The organism is Methylobacterium sp. CM6246, assembly GCF_054818005.1.
The window spans coordinates 2548052-2563188 of the sequence record NZ_JBTXKY010000001.1 but is presented as its reverse complement, the minus strand read 5'-3'; the positions used below and the strand labels follow the sequence as shown (position 1 = coordinate 2563188).

General features: G+C 68.1%; 18 protein-coding genes. 10 read left to right on the top strand and 8 right to left on the bottom strand.

Features of this window, described 5'->3' with window-relative positions:
• Positions 1–117: 117 nt before the first annotated feature.
• From ACYQPG_RS12615 to ACYQPG_RS12585, 7 genes are all read left to right on the top strand, one after another.
• Complete coding sequence (locus ACYQPG_RS12615; RefSeq protein ID WP_147905819.1) at positions 118–600, top strand: DUF721 domain-containing protein; 483 nt, start codon at positions 118–120, stop codon at positions 598–600.
• Between the two features lie 115 nt (positions 601–715).
• Complete coding sequence (locus tag ACYQPG_RS12610; protein WP_147938092.1) at positions 716–1360, top strand: DsbA family protein; 645 nt, start codon at positions 716–718, stop codon at positions 1358–1360.
• 188 nt (positions 1361–1548) lie between these two features.
• Complete coding sequence (locus ACYQPG_RS12605) at positions 1549–1923, top strand: AtpZ/AtpI family protein (RefSeq protein WP_147938091.1); 375 nt, start codon at positions 1549–1551, stop codon at positions 1921–1923.
• Positions 1924–1996: 73 nt separating this feature from the next.
• Positions 1997–2752, top strand: coding sequence for a F0F1 ATP synthase subunit A (locus tag ACYQPG_RS12600; protein WP_147905754.1), 756 nt, complete (start codon positions 1997–1999; stop codon positions 2750–2752).
• A 107-nt stretch (positions 2753–2859) separates the two neighbouring features.
• Complete coding sequence (locus tag ACYQPG_RS12595; protein ID WP_007566773.1) at positions 2860–3087, top strand: F0F1 ATP synthase subunit C; 228 nt, start codon at positions 2860–2862, stop codon at positions 3085–3087.
• A gap of 149 nt (positions 3088–3236) precedes the next feature.
• Positions 3237–3815 carry a F0F1 ATP synthase subunit B family protein gene (locus ACYQPG_RS12590; protein WP_147938090.1) on the top strand — a complete coding sequence of 193 codons (579 nt, stop codon included), beginning with the start codon at positions 3237–3239 and terminating at the stop codon, positions 3813–3815.
• A 16-nt stretch (positions 3816–3831) separates the two neighbouring features.
• Complete coding sequence (locus tag ACYQPG_RS12585) at positions 3832–4317, top strand: F0F1 ATP synthase subunit B family protein (RefSeq protein ID WP_187193699.1); 486 nt, start codon at positions 3832–3834, stop codon at positions 4315–4317.
• Between the two features lie 114 nt (positions 4318–4431).
• On the opposite strand, the gene ACYQPG_RS12580 is transcribed toward ACYQPG_RS12585, so the two are convergent.
• Positions 4432–4761: a hypothetical protein gene (locus ACYQPG_RS12580; RefSeq protein ID WP_419829551.1), complete on the bottom strand. Its 330-nt coding sequence runs from the start codon at positions 4759–4761 to the stop codon at positions 4432–4434.
• Positions 4762–4778: 17 nt separating this feature from the next.
• Positions 4779–6701: a Hint domain-containing protein gene (locus ACYQPG_RS12575; RefSeq protein WP_461231075.1), complete on the bottom strand. Its 1923-nt coding sequence runs from the start codon at positions 6699–6701 to the stop codon at positions 4779–4781.
• A 365-nt stretch (positions 6702–7066) separates the two neighbouring features.
• On the opposite strand from ACYQPG_RS12575, the gene ACYQPG_RS12570 reads away from it, so the two are divergent.
• The gene (locus tag ACYQPG_RS12570; protein WP_419829549.1) at positions 7067–8347 is read left to right on the top strand and encodes an NAD(P)/FAD-dependent oxidoreductase; all 1281 of its coding nucleotides are present in this window, start codon (positions 7067–7069) and stop codon (positions 8345–8347) included.
• Positions 8348–8400: 53 nt separating this feature from the next.
• On the opposite strand, the gene ACYQPG_RS12565 is transcribed toward ACYQPG_RS12570, so the two are convergent.
• Both ACYQPG_RS12565 and ACYQPG_RS12560 read right to left on the bottom strand, forming a co-directional pair.
• Positions 8401–9270, bottom strand: a complete 870-nt coding sequence (locus tag ACYQPG_RS12565; RefSeq protein ID WP_419829548.1) for a formate/nitrite transporter family protein — start codon at positions 9268–9270, stop codon at positions 8401–8403.
• A 41-nt stretch (positions 9271–9311) separates the two neighbouring features.
• Complete coding sequence (locus ACYQPG_RS12560) at positions 9312–10052, bottom strand: competence/damage-inducible protein A (RefSeq protein ID WP_147938086.1); 741 nt, start codon at positions 10050–10052, stop codon at positions 9312–9314.
• Between the two features lie 165 nt (positions 10053–10217).
• On the opposite strand from ACYQPG_RS12560, the gene sfsA reads away from it, so the two are divergent.
• Positions 10218–10931 (top strand): DNA/RNA nuclease SfsA, encoded by a 714-nt coding sequence (gene sfsA, locus ACYQPG_RS12555; RefSeq protein ID WP_461231073.1) that lies wholly within the window; start codon positions 10218–10220, stop codon positions 10929–10931.
• Here sfsA and ACYQPG_RS12550 read toward each other — a convergent pair.
• The gene (locus tag ACYQPG_RS12550) at positions 10918–11763 is read right to left on the bottom strand and encodes an FkbM family methyltransferase (protein WP_419829546.1); all 846 of its coding nucleotides are present in this window, start codon (positions 11761–11763) and stop codon (positions 10918–10920) included. The two genes, sfsA and ACYQPG_RS12550, sit on opposite strands and share 14 nt — an antisense overlap.
• Before the next feature lie 116 nt (positions 11764–11879).
• On the opposite strand from ACYQPG_RS12550, the gene ACYQPG_RS12545 reads away from it, so the two are divergent.
• On the top strand, positions 11880–12644 hold the full coding sequence (locus tag ACYQPG_RS12545; RefSeq protein ID WP_147938084.1) for an alpha/beta fold hydrolase: 765 nt from the start codon (positions 11880–11882) through the stop codon (positions 12642–12644).
• Positions 12645–12647: 3 nt separating this feature from the next.
• Here ACYQPG_RS12545 and ACYQPG_RS12540 read toward each other — a convergent pair whose 3' ends face one another.
• From ACYQPG_RS12540 to ACYQPG_RS12530, 3 genes are all read right to left on the bottom strand, one after another.
• Positions 12648–13409, bottom strand: a complete 762-nt coding sequence (locus tag ACYQPG_RS12540) for an ABC transporter permease (protein ID WP_147905818.1) — start codon at positions 13407–13409, stop codon at positions 12648–12650.
• Between the two features lie 14 nt (positions 13410–13423).
• A complete protein-coding gene (locus ACYQPG_RS12535; RefSeq protein WP_147905817.1) occupies positions 13424–14356 on the bottom strand; it encodes an ABC transporter ATP-binding protein in 933 nt (310 codons plus the stop codon).
• A 191-nt stretch (positions 14357–14547) separates the two neighbouring features.
• Positions 14548–14802 carry a hypothetical protein gene (locus ACYQPG_RS12530; RefSeq protein ID WP_147905743.1) on the bottom strand — a complete coding sequence of 85 codons (255 nt, stop codon included), beginning with the start codon at positions 14800–14802 and terminating at the stop codon, positions 14548–14550.
• Positions 14803–15137: the final 335 nt, after the last annotated feature.

The following is a 15137-nucleotide window of genomic DNA, read 5'->3' as shown; positions in this document are numbered from 1 at the left end:
GCATACCCGGAGGGACCGGGCGATCATAGGCCCGCCCGGTGCCGGGGCGGTGCTCCCTTCTTAAACGAAGCTGCGCTACCGTGATGCGATTCATCCGGGGGCGAGGCCCAGAGCACCATGGCGCGCGTCAAACCGCTGGCCGAGCTGATCGAGAGCTGCATCGGGCCCGCTTTCGCGGCGCAGGGCTTCGCGTCCACCGATATCCTGGCGGCCTGGCCGGAAATCGTCGGCGAGCGGCTGGCCCGCTATTGCCGGCCCTCGAAGCTCGAATGGCCCAAGCGCCGCCGCAAGGAGGCCGACGCGCCGGAATCCGGCACGCTCGTGGTCCGGGTCGAGGGCGTCTTCGCGATCGAGCTCCAGCATCTCGCGCCTGTGGTGATCCAGCGCATCAACGCGCATTACGGCTGGGCCTGCGTCTCGCGCATCGTGCTGCAGCAGGACCGGGTCGGCCGCGGCGGCCGGCCGGCGCCGCGCACCGGTATCGACCCGTCCCGGGCCGTGGAGGTGAAGCGCGCGGTGGCCGGGATCGAGGATGACGGGTTACGCGCCGCCCTGGACCGCCTCGGGATCGCCGCGGTGGCCACGCGGCCGGAGCGCTGACCTGCCGGTTTCAGCGGCGATTGCGTCATCTTGCCAGGAAAGCCGCGCCCGAGTACCCGCATCGGGACGCCAAGATAAAAACGCCAAGACCAACCAGATCCGGCGGAGCCTGCCCATGACCACGCGACGCGACGCTCTCAAGTTCACCGGCCTCGCGCTCGGCGCCGGATTGGCCCTGCCTTACCTGGCCCGCTCGGCCTGGGCGCAGAACGCCGATCTGGCCGCCCTGATGCAGCCGGGCCCGCTCGGCGACGTCTGGCTCGGCCCGGCCGATGCCAAGTGCACGATCATCGAATACGCCTCGATGACCTGCTCGCACTGCGCCGCGTTCCATCGCACCACCTGGCCGGTGCTCAAGGAGCGCTACATCGATACCGGCAAGGTGCGCTTCACTCTGCGCGAATTCCCCCTCGACCCGCTGGCCACCGCAGCCTTCATGCTGGCGCGCTGCCAGGGCGAGGCCAAGTATTACCCGATCACCGACCTGCTGTTCGACCAGCAGCCGGCCTGGGCCTTCACCCAGAAGCCCGTCGACGCGCTCGAGCAGATGCTCCGTCAGGCCGGCTACACCAAGGAGACGTTCGAGGCCTGCCTGAAGGACCAGAAGGTCTACGGTGCGGTCAACGCCGTGAAGCAGCGCGGGCTGGACGTGATGAAGGTCGATTCCACGCCGACCTTCTTCATCAACGGCGAGCGCTACACCGGCGAGATGACGATCGACGGCATGGAGAAGGTCATCAAGCCGATCATCGGCGCCTGATCGTCGCGGCGGCCGATGCGCGAAGCACCACCGCAGAGCCAGGGCTAAAACCTGAAAACAACATAAAGATCAAGTACTTACTATGTATCGACGTCGCCTTGACACCCAAGATAGGCGAAACTATGGTGCGCCCGCTTGATGGGGGCGTCCAGCCGGTTTCAGATCCTCCCGCCCTGTGAGTTTCAGCCGTGAGCGGCGACGATTCCAGGGACGGGAAAGAGACCGCGGGAACGCCGACGGACAGCGAACTCTCCGCGAGGCTCAGACGTCTCGAGACGCAGATCGAACGGAAGCGTCCGCAGGCCGCTCCCGATCCTTCCTTGCGGCCTCGGGGTACCGGGCCCTCCTCGCTCGGTCAGGCCATGACGATCTCCACGGAGTTCGTCGCAGGCGTGATCGCGGGGGGCATACTCGGCTGGATCGTCGATCATGTCTTCGGGACGAAACCCTGGGGCCTGATCGTCCTCCTCATGCTGGGGTTCGTGGCGGGGATCTACAACGTGATGCGGGTGTCTGGTTTTGCCGGCGCGCGTCCCGGACGAGGCGATCGGCAGGAGCCATAAGGCGCGCCGGTCGATAGGGGTTTGAGGCGATCGACGCTGTCGATGCGCCGGATCAAGAGGGGCGGAAGCGGGAATGGCGGTCACGATCGACCCGATCCATCAGTTCGAGCTGAAGCCGCTCGTATCGCTCGGCCATATCGGCCATCAGCAACTCGCGTTCACGCAATCCGCCCTGTACATGTTCGCCGCCGTCGGCGTGATCGCCCTGATCACGATCGTGGCGACGGCATCGCGCTCGGTGGTTCCGGGGCGGATGCAGTCGCTGGCCGAGATCTTCTACGAGTTCATCGCCGACACGCTCCACCAGGCGACCGGCGACGGCGGCAAGCGGTTCATGCCGCTTGTGTTCTCCCTGTTCATGTTCGTGCTGATCCTGAACCTGTTCGGGATGATCCCGTACGCGTTCGCGGTGACCAGCCACCTGGTCATCACCTTCGGCCTCGCCGCCCTGGTGATCTCCGTCGTGGTGATCTTCGGCGTCATGAAGCACGGCACCCACTTCTTCGGGCTGTTCGTGCCGTCGGGCGTGCCGAAGCCGCTGCTGGCGATCCTGGTGCCGATCGAGATCATCTCGTTCATCTCGCGGCCGATCAGCCTGTCGGTGCGTCTGTTCGCGAACGTGCTCGCCGGCCACATCGCGATGAAGATCTTCGCGTTCTTCGTGGTCCAGCTTCTTCTCGCAGGGGCCTGGAGCGTGCTATCGCCCCTCCCGCTGTTCCTGACGATCGCGCTGACCGCTCTCGAGTTCCTCGTTGCGGCGCTTCAGGCCTACGTCTTCGCGACGCTGACGGCGATCTACCTCAACGACGCTCTCCACCCCGGCCACTAGGCGCACGCCCAGGCCGCTCAGCTTCACCCCGGCCTCCGGACTTGGCCGGCTCCACCCGCCGCGAACGTCACCGCACGTTTCGATCTGAAGAGACCTCAGGAGTTATCATGGATCCCGTCGCTGCGAAGTACATCGGCGCCGGCCTCGCCTGCCTTGGCATGGCGGGTGCAGGCATCGGCCTCGGCAACCTGTTCGGTCAGTTCCTCGCCGGCGCCCTTCGCAACCCCTCCGCGGCCGACGGCCAGCGCGCCACGCTGCTCCTGGGCTTCGCCCTGACCGAGGCGCTGGGCATCTTCTCGCTGCTCATCGCGCTGCTGCTGCTCTTCGCCGTCTGATCGACGCGCTCGGGGGCCGCGGACACCGCGGCCTCCACCGGGCTCTCACCGCCCGACCAACGGGTGGACGCTTCGCGAACGAGGCGTCCGCCTTCTTCCGTCACCGCGTCGGCGGTGACCTGTGCGAACGGTGTCAGTGTAGCGGTCTCATGGCGCAGCCGAATCCCCTCACCACGCCGCCCCCGGGCGCCGACACGCAGCTCGTGCCCGGCCATGTCGAGCACACGGAAGCACATAGCGGTGCCTTCCCGCCCTTCGAGACCTCCGGGTTCCTGTCGCAGCTGATCTGGCTCGCGCTGGCCTTCGGTCTCCTCTATTACCTCATGGATAAGGTTGCGCTGCCGCGGATCCAGGCGATCCTGCACGCCCGCGCCGAGCGCCTGCGGACCGATCTCGACCAGGCCCAGGCCATGAAGTCCGAGGCCGATGCCGCCGGTCTGGCCTACGAGACCGCGCTTCGCGATGCGCAGGGCAAAGCCCGCGACATCGCCCAGACCACCCGGAACGAGCTGGCCGCCGAGGCCGATGCCAAGCGCAAGGCGCTCGAAGCCGACCTGAACACGAAGCTCTCGTCCGCCGAGGCGACGATCCGCACGCGGACCGAGGCTGCGATGGGCAACGTCCGCAGCATCGCCGGCGAGACCGCGGTGGCGATCGTGGAGCGCCTGACGGGCCAGGCGCCCGATCCGGCGACCCTCGACCGCGCCCTCGACGCCACCGCACACTGAACGGGAACCCACGATGCTGCTCGAAGCCGAATTCTGGGTCGCCGTCGCGTTCGTGATCTTCATGGGGATCGCCTGGAAGGCCGGCGCCTTCTCGACCATGACGAAGGGCCTCGACGGTCGCGCCACCCGCGTCCGCCACGAGCTCGACGAGGCCAAGCGCCTGCGCGAGGAGGCCGCCACCGTGCTGGCCGACTACAAGCGCCGTCGCGCCGAGGCCGAGAAGGAGGCCGAGTCGATCATCGCCAGTGCCCGCGAGGAGGCCAAGCGCGCCGCCGAGGAAGGCCATCGCAAGCTGGACGACTTCCTGGCCCGGCGCACCAAGGCCGCCGAGACCAAGATCGCGCAGGCTGAGGTGCAGGCCGAAGCCCAGGTCCGGGCGGCGGCAGCCGATGCGGCCGTGAAGGTCTCCGAGACCATCCTGCGCGAGCGGATGCAGGGCGATGCCGCGCAGGGCCTGATTCGCGCCAGCCTCGGCGAAGTTCGGACCCGCCTGCGGTCCTGATTCCGAAAGGTCCACGCCGACGAGAAGCCGCCTCCGGGCGGCTTTTTTCGTTTGATTGCCACGGATGCCGGTTCCCGGCCGCGACCCGGTCCCGACGGCGGTGTGGCAGGGACGTCACGGCGTGGGGACGATCCGAAGCGTTGCCGGGAGCACGTAGGGTGAGCCCGGCAGGTGCGCGCCGTCGCCCTCCCGCCGCACGCTGATCGCGTAATCCTGGCGCGGAGAGAGCAGCCCGACCGGGAGGTCCAGCGCGAAACCGCATCGGCCCGTGCCGATACCTTCGATGGCGAGATCCTCGCGGAACAGGTCGGCCCGGCAGCGTCCGAGGATGCGCCGGTCGACCGCCACCAGGATGGCGACCGGAACGTCCGGAGCATCCATCTCCCACGCCCAGCCGACGATGCGGCGATGGCTGAGCACGTCGATACTGCCGCGCATCGTCATGGTGTCGCTTTCCGAAATCAGGCGACCTGCGCCCGACTCCATTCACCCGTTGCATCGAGCCGCATGGCCCCGATCTTGGCTCCGTCGGCCGAACGACGCACCGATACGGTTTGGAAGACGCCGACCGCGAGCGGCACGTCGAGACCCAGGTCGAACCCGTGCCGCCCCTCCCCGATCGCGGCCGCACCGAGATCGGGCCGATCGATCTCCGCCAGCGTCATGGCGACCACGACGCCGTCCAAGAGGACATCCAGGCAGACCGGTCCACTCGGATGCGTGGCATCCTGTGCCCAACCGGCGACGCGCAGGTCGCCGTTCCGGATCTCGCACAAATCCAGGCTGCCTCGGAGATCACCGAAACCCGGCTCGTTCACCGACAGGCCGGCCCGTTGGATCAGGCGACGGGCCAGCGCCGTGAGGGTCGGACCATCCTCCACGCGCTCGGCATAGGGCGCGGCTGTCGGACGCGTTCCCGGCCAGCCCATGCCGCCGTCGAACCGCGCGCGCAGGTCGGCTGCAGGGAAGAAACTCTCGGCCGGTGCTCCCTCGGCCAGCAGCAGGTCATGCGCGTCGAGTTCGACATGCCAGTAGGTCAGGTCGGCCACCGCCTCACCGCGCGTGATGGACCGGCCGTTGACGAGATGGCCCGCGGCGACGAGCAGGCCGTCCAGATGGAGCGCATGGTCCGGCGAGACCCAGAGGTCCCGGAACGGTATGCCGTCCGCCAGGGCACCCGCCGTGATGCGGACGGGCCGGTCCGCTCGCGGAGCGGTCGAGCCGGGATAGCGGCGCGTGCCGATCCAGCGGATCGGCCGAAGCGGCCCGGAGGCGGTCACCACCCGCTGCCCGACCCGGAGATTCTCGACTGCGACCTCACCGTGTTCGGTCAGGATGCGGGTGCCGGTGCAGTAGCACGGCGCCGGAGTGGCGGATGGCGACGATCCGGGCGTGGCCTCCGTGCCGGACGGCGCCGCGGCCGCACCTGTCGCGGGCGATGATGTCGCCGCGCCGGATGTCGGCGACGATGCTGCGGGACCTGACACGGATGACGACGCGGCTGCCCCTCCCCGGATGGGTGACGACCCGACCGCTATCGGGGCGACCGAACGGGCGGCGGCGGCTCCGTAGAGGCCCGGATCGTACCCATCCGGAGACGAAACCCGGCCCTGAGGGACCGCGACCGCGTTCGTGCTGTTGGAGTAGACCCGGATGTAATCGATGTTCGATGTGATCGGGCTTCCCGTGGCGGTCCCTTCGCTCCGGACCGCCAAATCGGCGAGCAGATACATCGGGCTGTGTAGATCCGACGGCGTGATCTGCGATCCGGTCAGCTGGCCGTCGACGTAGAAGCTGATCTTGTCCGCCTGCCAATTCATCCCGTAGGTGTGATAGCCGGATGGATTGTTGAGGCCGGTGACGACTTGCCGATTGGTCTGCCAAGGTATGCCGTTCTGCGGATCGGTCGTGTGGATCGTGCTGTAGACGCTCCGGTCGTCGTTGCCATAATGCTCGACGACGTCCAGTTCCTGGTGACCATTGGTTGCGCTCGACGTCGGACTCTGCTGGTTCGGCAGCAGCCAGAACGCGTCCCAGGCATTCGAATCGTTGGAGAAATCAGCCCGGATCTCGAAGTAGCCGTAGGTCTGCGAGAAGTTGCCCTGCGTGGTGATCAGGCCCGATTCCCAGCTGCCTGGAACGCCCGACGCGGTTCGGTCGGGCACGGCCGTGATCGAGAGCGTGCCGTTCTGGACGCTGAACGGATCGTAGCCTGACGACGGATCCACGAAGGATGAACGCCCGAAGCCGACATCAGCTTTGCCGTCGGCCGTTCGCCATTCGGCGCGGATGTCCGCGTAGGTGGTCCCGGCCCCGTTCGAAGAGATGCTGCGGCTGTTGAACTCGTCGTCGAACGTCAGCCGATAGCCGGACAGATCAACCATTCAGCCGCCCCTTTTAGTCAGATTGTGCGCTATTAAACGCTAATCTCGGCGTTAATCATTGGTCATTAACAATGATTAAATGGTAAACGAAGCGTTACACAATGTCTTCGGCGCGTCGATAAGAGGCGTCTGACGCCGGGCCGCGACCCGACCGGGGATCTGCGTTGGCGCGGCTGTTCCGGGTGGTGCCGCAATGATCCGGATGCCAACCGACGACACCGGGTTCGTCGATCCAACGCCGACGGTCTCTTGTCGACCGTGAAGTCCGCGCTGAGACGACTGACGGCATGGTATGTCCGGACAGCAGGTTGCGAACATCGACGCCGGGACTGCGTTCACCGGGAACGGAAGTTCCGGGAGACGGCATGGCGGACAAGGCGCGGATCGTGATCGTCGGTGGTGGGGTTGCGGGAATCGAGGTGGCCACCAGCCTCGGCCGCGGTGGCAAAGCCGAAATCGTGCTGGCCGATCGCAGCCTGTCACATGTCTGGAAGCCGATGCTTCATACCTTCGCCGCCGGCACCGCCCGGCCCGATCGGCAGAAGGTTGATTTCTTCGCGCAGGCGCGCCGGAACGGCTTCCGGTTCCAGCCCGGGACCCTGATTGGGATCGACCGTGCGACCCGCCGGGTGCGCCTCGCGGTCGAGGCGGCGCAGGGGCGGCCGGACGTCGATCTCGACTACGATCTCCTGGTCCTCGCCATCGGCAGCAGGGCCAACGATTTCGGAACCCCCGGCGTCGCCGAGCACTGCCTGACCATCGATGACCTCACCGAGGCGGAATCGTTCCACCGGCATCTGCGGCGCCACCTGCTGGCCCGGCTCGACAGTCCCGACCGGCTCGAGATCGCCATCGTGGGCGGCGGCGCCACCGGTGTCGAACTGGCCGCGGAGCTGAAGCACGCCATCAACCTGGCGTCGGATTACGGCTCGCCGGATCTGCCGCGCCGGCTGCGCCTGACCCTCATCGAGAGCGGTCCGCGCCTCCTGCCGGCGTTCCCGGAGCGGGTCTCCCGGGCCGCCGCCCGGACCCTGTCGGATCTTGCCGTGGAGGTACGGACCGGCGCCATGGTGACGGGCGCGGACGCATCTGGCTTCACCCTACAGGATGGCAGCCGCATCTCGGCTGGGTTGAAGGTCTGGGCCGCCGGCGTGAAGGCCCCGGACGTGCTCGGTGCCGTCGAGGGGCTGGAGCGGTCGCGGACCGGCCAGCTCACGGTCGGCCCCGACCTGCGCACGACCCGGGACTCGGCGATCGTCGCGCTCGGGGATTGCGCCAGCCTCGTTGACCGCAAGACCGGTAAACCCGTGCCGGCCACGGCCCAGGCGGCGCGCCAGCAGGCGCAGCACCTCGCGTCCCACCTCGGTCGGGCGCTGGCCCGGGGCGACACCGTCGCGACCGAGCTGCCGCCGTTCCAGTATGTCGAGAAGGGCGCCATCGTCTCGCTGGCCGATTTCAACGGATGGGGCACCCTGGGGCGCTACACGTTCGGTGGCGGCCGGCTGAACGGCCTCTCAGCGCGGCTCACGCACGACCTGCTGTACCGGCAGCACCAGATCGGCCTGTACGGCCCCCTCCGTGGGACGATGACCTGGATCCTCGATGACCTCGACCACCTGATCAGCCCGCCGGTGAGCCTCGATTAGCCCCCAGGCACGCGCGAACTGGAGACCGGTTCGGCGTCAGCAAGCGCGTCCGGTCAGTCGGGGCGGTCGCCCTCGACCTCTTTGGTCTCCTCGACCTGCGGGGCGACCTGGCCGTAGTTCAACACCGCCACCAGGGTGACGCCGCCGAAGACGTTGCCGAGCAGCGTCGGCAGGAAGAACCGGTACCCGTAATCCTCGAGCGAGGCCGCGCCGGTGATCAGCAGGTAGAAGGCTTCTACGGAGCCGGCGACGATGTGGGCGAGCCCGCAGAGCGAGACCAGCCAGGTCATCAGCAGGATCACGAACGGCGCCGCGCTGCCGGTGGCCGGCAGGAACCAGACCATCAGGGCGATCATCCAGCCGGCGAAGACCGCCTTCACGAAGGTGGCCCAGAACCCGTGCGCGATGGCGTCGTGGCTGATCTCCGCGAAGGCCTTGAGCACCGGCGGCTCGAACGCACCGGCGCCGGCGAGCACCGCGGCGATGGCCAGCGTCCCGAGGATGTTGCCGCATAGGACGATCAGCCAGAGCCGCACCACCCGGAAGGCGGTCTTCACCGTCCGGTCGTGCAGCAGCGGCAGGATCGGCGTGATGGTGTTCTCGGTGAACAGCTGCTGGCGCCCCAGCACCACGACCAGGAAGCCCACCGCGTAACCCATCGTAGTCACGATCTTGGCCCAGTCGGCCTCCGGCAGGTGGCTCTTGAGCACGCCCGGCACGATCAGCGACAGCGCGATGCTGAGGCCCGCGGCGAAGGCGGAGAGGAACAGGGCGATGCCGTGGCGGCGCAACTCCTCGTCGCCCTCCAGACGGATCACCTCGTGCAGCACGTAGGCGTCGGGGCGGCCGATCTCGGACACCTCCTTCAGCAACTCGTCGCGCCGCGCCTCCTTGTCGGCCCGGTCCCTCTGATCTTGGATCATCCGTTCAGCTCCCTGACGCCACGCGACCGAACGTAAGAGTGTCAGGTCGTGAGCCGCGCCACGAGCGCTTCGACCGCCGCCTTCGCCTCCGTCAGGGCCTGCGCATCCCGGCTGCGCACCACGATCCGGTTGCGGAATCCCTCCGGCGTCAGCGCCGGGTAGGAGCCGATCGACACGGCCGGCCGGGCCCGGGCGATCTCGCCGAGCTCGCTCGCGTACTGACCCTCGGGAAGCCCGACGGCCTCGATGGTCTCGGAGATCATCGCGGCACCGCCTTTCAGCGTCGGCGCGACGGCATCGAGCATGGCCTGCATGATGCTCGGCACCCCGGCCATGACGTGGACGTTGCCGATGCGGAAGCCCGGGGCCTTCGACACCGCGTTGGGGATCAGGTCGGCGCCGAACGGGATCCTCGCCATGCGCAGGCGGGCCTCGTTTAGGTCCTCGGGCTTGTGGCGTTCCAGCAGCATTGCCCGCGCCCGCTCGTCGATGTCGATGCCGACCCCGAAGGCCTGGGCGACGCAATCGGCGGTGATGTCGTCGTGGGTGGGCCCGATCCCCCCGGTGGTGAACAGGTAGGTGTAGCGCGCCCGCAGGACGTTCACCGCCTCCACGATCATCGCGGCCTCGTCGGGCACGATCCGCACCTCGCGCAGGTCGATCCCGGCGGCGGTGAGGAAATCGGCGATGGTGCCGATGTTCTTGTCCTTGGTACGCCCCGATAGGATCTCGTCGCCGATGACGAGGATCGCGGCCGTGATCGGATCGGAAGGCTGGTCCATGGAACTCTGTCGGCGAGGAGCAGGTCGAGGCCGGATCGCGGTCCGGCCGACGGTATCCCGCGCGCATCGGTCTCGCCGCCGCAGCGGTGACACCTTTGGCGGTGGATGTTCTGCAGATAGCGCGTCCGCCGGCCCGGACCACACGAACCCGGAGATATCCCCCCGATGCTGTTCGCCGCGCCGCTCGCGCCCGGTCTGCTGGTGCGGCGCTACAAGCGCTTCCTCGCCGACATCGAAACCGACGACGGCCTCGTCACCGCGCATTGCCCCAATCCCGGTGCGATGCTGGGCCTCAACGTGCCGGGACGGCCGGTCCTGCTCTCCCGCTCGAGCAATCCCGCGCGCAAGCTGCCGCTGACCTGGGAATTGGTGGAGGCCGACCTGCCGGGCGGCCCGCAATGGGTCGGCATCAACACCCTGCGCCCGAACGCCCTGGTGGCCGAGGCGTTTCGCGCCGGCGTGATCGCCTCACTCGCCGGGCACGACGTCTTCCGTCCGGAAGTCCGCTACGCGAAGGCCAGCCGCGTCGATTTCCTGGCGAGCGGCGCGGCCACCGGGCCCTGCCACGTCGAGGTCAAGAACTGCCACCTGATGCGCCGGGCGGGCCTCGCGGAATTTCCGGATTGCATCGCCGCCCGCAGCGCCCGGCACATGCGCGATTTGGCCCAGGTGGTCGTGGATGGCGGCCGGGCGATGGTGATCATCGTGGTGCAGATGCACGCGGAGGCGTTCGACGTCGCGCGGGACATCGACCTGGCCTTCGACCGGGCGTTCCGCGACGCCCGCGCGGCCGGCGTCGCGGTCCATGCCTATCGCTGCACGGTGAGCCCCGCGGGGGTCGCCGTGACCGACGAGATCCCGGTGATCACGCCGCCCTGACCGGTGCCTGGCGCTCGAACATCAGGTTCAGCCGGGAGCGCGAGATCTCGCGATAGCCCAACCTCTCCAGGTGCTTGGGCAGGTCGATCTGCCACTGGCCGGTGCCGTTCTCGATGAGCAGGATGCGGGGGAGCAGCGCTTCCGGCGCCTCGCGCAGGAACGGCTCCAGGATCAGGTCCTCGGCGCCCTCGACGTCGAGCTTGATGGCATCGACCCGGGTCAGGCCTTCGGTTCGCAGGAGGTCGATGAGCGGCACCGCCGGCACGGTGATCCGGGCGCCCTCGTTGGTGCCGACGATCCGCAAGCTCGACTCGCCGCGGTTGCGCGGGTCGATGAACAGGGTCAGCTCGCCCGCCTTGTCGGCCACCGCGCAGGCGACCGCCTTGACGGTGTGGAACGGGTTCTGGGCGATGTTGTAGGTGAGGCGCTCGAATACGTCGGGTTGGGGCTCGACTGCGACGATCCGGGCGGCCGGCCCCGAGAACGCCGCGACGCACAGGGCGTAGGCGCCGATGTTGGCGCCGATATCCAGGAAGACGCAGTCCTTCGGCAGGCGGTCCTGCAGCAGCGCACGCTCCTGCGGATCGAAGAATTGCGGCGTGAACAGCACCTTCTTCTCGCAGTTGTTGTTGTAGGGGTGCAGGCGCATCCGGGCGCCGTAGCGGGTCACGTCGAGGGGCTTGCCCCCCAGTCGCGAGATCGCGATCCGGCGCAGGAACAGCGCTAGGCGCCGCCCATACCAGGACTCGGCCGGGATCCGGTTGGTCCGGCGGGTGATCGCCGCCACGAGGCCGGCCGGTTCGTAGGTGCCGTAGGGCTTGGGATCGGTCATAGCCGGGGCGGTGTGCCAGCCGGCGCCCTCCCCCGCAAGCGGAGCGATCCGCGTTGCCCCCGCGCGGCCCTGTGGTCTAAGCGGAGGCCGAGCTTCGACGGCACGGGTTGCACGGCATGGATTCCTTCGATTCGGACGGCGTGCGGATCGCGTATATCGACGTCCCGCCGGCGGAGGGGGCCGGCACGCCGATCCTGCTGATCCATGGTTTCGCCTCCAACCACGCGGTCAACTGGGTCAACACCCAGTGGGTGCGCGCGCTGACGCAGGCCGGATACCGGGCGATCGCCCTCGACAATCGCGGGCACGGCGAGAGCCAGAAGCTCTACGACCCGGCGGAATACAGCTCGGAGGCCATGGCGGGCGACGCGATACGGCTGCTCGACCATATCGGCATCGAACGCGCGCACGTGATGGGCTACTCGATGGGCGGGCGGATCACCGCCCACATCGCCCTCGACCATGCCGACCGGGTCCGGTCCGCGCTGATCGGCGGGCTCGGCATGCACCTCGTCGAGGGCAAGGGCTTGCCGTCCGGGATCTCGGAGGCGCTGGAGGCGCCCCCCGGCACCCCCGCTCCGAACCCGACCGCCGCGGCGTTCCGCACCTTCGCCGAGCAGACCCGCAGCGACCTTCGCGCGCTCGCGGCCTGCATGCGCGGCTCGCGCCAGACGCTGAGCCGGGCGGAACTCTCACAGATCGAGGTGCCGGTGCTGGTCTCGGTCGGCACCCTCGATACGGTCGCGGGCTCGGGCCCCGCGCTGGCTGCCCTGATGCCGGATGCCCGGGCGCTCGAGATCGAGGGCAAGGACCACTCCACCGCGGTGGGGGCCAAGCCGCACCGGGACGGCGTATTGGCCTTCCTCGCCGCGCAGCCCTGACCGTCAGCTCTTCAGGCGGTAGCCGGTGCGGAAGATGTAGGTCACGAGGCCGAGGCAGATCACCAGAAACAGCATCGTCATCCCGAGGCTGATTGCGATGCTGACATCCGCCTTGCCGAAGAACGCCCAGCGGAAGGCGCTGATCAGGTAGACCACCGGGTTGACGAGGCTCACCGCGTGCCAGAACGGCGGCAGCATGTCGATGGCGTAGAAGCTGCCGCCCAGGAACGTCAGGGGCGTCACCACGAGGAGCGGCACCAGCTGCAGCTTCTCGAACCCGTCCGCCCAGAGCCCGATGACGAAGCCGAACAGGCTGAACGTCACCGCGGTGAGCAGCAGGAAGCCGATCATCCAGACCGGATGGTCGATCCGCAGCGGCACGAACAGCGCCGAGGTCGCCAGGATGATCAGGCCGATCAGGATCGACTTGGACGCAGCCGCGCCGACGAAGCCCAACACCACCTCCAGCGGTGAGATCGGGGCCGAGAGGATCTCGTAGATCGTGCCGGCGAAGCGCGGGAAGTAGATGCCGAACGAGGCGTTCGAGATGCTCTGCGTCAGCAGCGAGAGCATGATCAGGCCGGGCACGATGAACAGCCCGTAGGGCACGTCGTCCACCGCCGAGACCCGCGAGCCGATCGCGGCCCCGAACACCACGAAGTACAGGGTCGTCGAGATCACCGGGGCCAGGATGCTCTGCCCGGCGGTACGCCAGAAGCGGCCCATCTCGAAGCGGTAGATGGCGCGGACGGCCGGCCAGTTCATGCTCATGGTCGCGTTCATATCCGTGCCTCTCCCTCGCGCACCAAGCCGACGAAGATGTCCTCCAGGGAACTCTGCTCCGTCTGAAGATCGCTGAACCGGATGCCGGCAGCGGCGAGGCCGGTGAGCAGGCCGGTGATCCCGGTCCGCTCCGCGCGGGTGTCGTAGGTGTAGACCAGTTCACGGCCGTCGCCGGCGAGCGCCAGCTCGTACTCCGCAAGCTCGGGCGGGATCGCGGTGATCGGGGTCTGGAGCTGCAGGGTCAGCTGCTTGCGCCCAAGCTTGCGCATCAGCGCGGCCTTCTCCTCGACCAGGATGATCTGGCCCCGCCGGATCACGCCGATCCGGTCCGCCATCTCCTCCGCCTCCTCGATGTAGTGGGTGGTCAGGATCACGGTGACGCCCTGCTGGCGCAGGTCGCGCACGAGCCGCCACATGTCCTGGCGCAACTCCACATCGACGCCGGCGGTCGGCTCGTCGAGGAACAGCACCCGGGGTTCGTGCGAGAGGGCCTTGGCGATCAGAACCCGGCGCTTCATCCCGCCCGAGAGGGTCATCAGGCGGCTGTCGCGCTTGTCCCAGAGCGACAGCGCCCGCAGGATCCGCTCGATATGGCCGGGATCGGGCTGCAGTCCGAACAGGCCGCGGGAGAAGCTCACGGTGTTCAGCACCGTCTCGAAGGCGTCGGTGGTGAGTTCCTGCGGGACGAGCCCGATCGCCCGGCGCGCGGCGCGGTAGTCCACGGCGATGTCGTGGCCGTCGACCACCACCGTTCCGGAACTCGCGGTGACGATGCCGCAGACGATATTGATCAATGTCGACTTGCCGGCCCCGTTCGGGCCCAGCAGCGCGAAGATCTCGCCCCGCTCGATGGTGAGGTCGATGCCGCTCAACGCGGTGAAGCCGGACTGATAGGTTTTCGAGAGCTTCGAAATGGAGATGATCGGCATCGGGGCCTGAATGGAATGCGGGGCGTCGTGCACCGGCGACCGCCGGCTCGGCTCTGGGCCCGTCTGCCGCCGCGACGTTCCGCACGGCCTGACGATCGGGTGGGCCTCTGGCGGAAGCGGGCGCCCCTATAGCACGGCGTCTATACGGTTCTCACGCCACCCACGTGCGCAAGCGCACAGCGAGACCGGCGTCATTCCTGAGCGTCGGCGCAGCGAGAGACCAGCGCCAGGCAGTGCCGCCGGGCCTCCGGATCGCGGATGCGCGAAAAGGTCGCCAGGATCGCGTCGCATTCGGCGGCCGTCGGGCCGTCATCGCCTTGCGCGGTGCGGCGGCGAAAGAGCGATACCGGAAGGTCCAGGGTATCGGCGATGTAGCGGAGGAGCTGCGCCCGCTCATCGAGCCGCTCTGCAGCTTCGGAGGATTCGAAGGCGCCTGGCGTGGTCATCGTGCGGTCCAGCTTAAACGGCAGCCGAGCAGGGGTCTGCGCAGCTCGAAAGGCCGACGCTGCTCGGGACGGAATTCGACCCGACCATTCATGAGTTTTCGCGACGCTGCAATCAACCGTTACGCTTCTCGGTAGTCACATGGACCGGAGACGCAGGATTGGTTTTGAGCCGGCCGGTAACGACCGGCTGCGGAGATTGAATACCGCGGTCGATTGAATTGCGCGCCGTCGCCGCTCTTGCATGCCGAAACGCACCGCCGATCGCGAAGATCAGTAGAGGCGTGCTCCCGCTGAGGTCCGGCTGTCGATCCCGGGGCACGGGTTCGTGTGCGGCT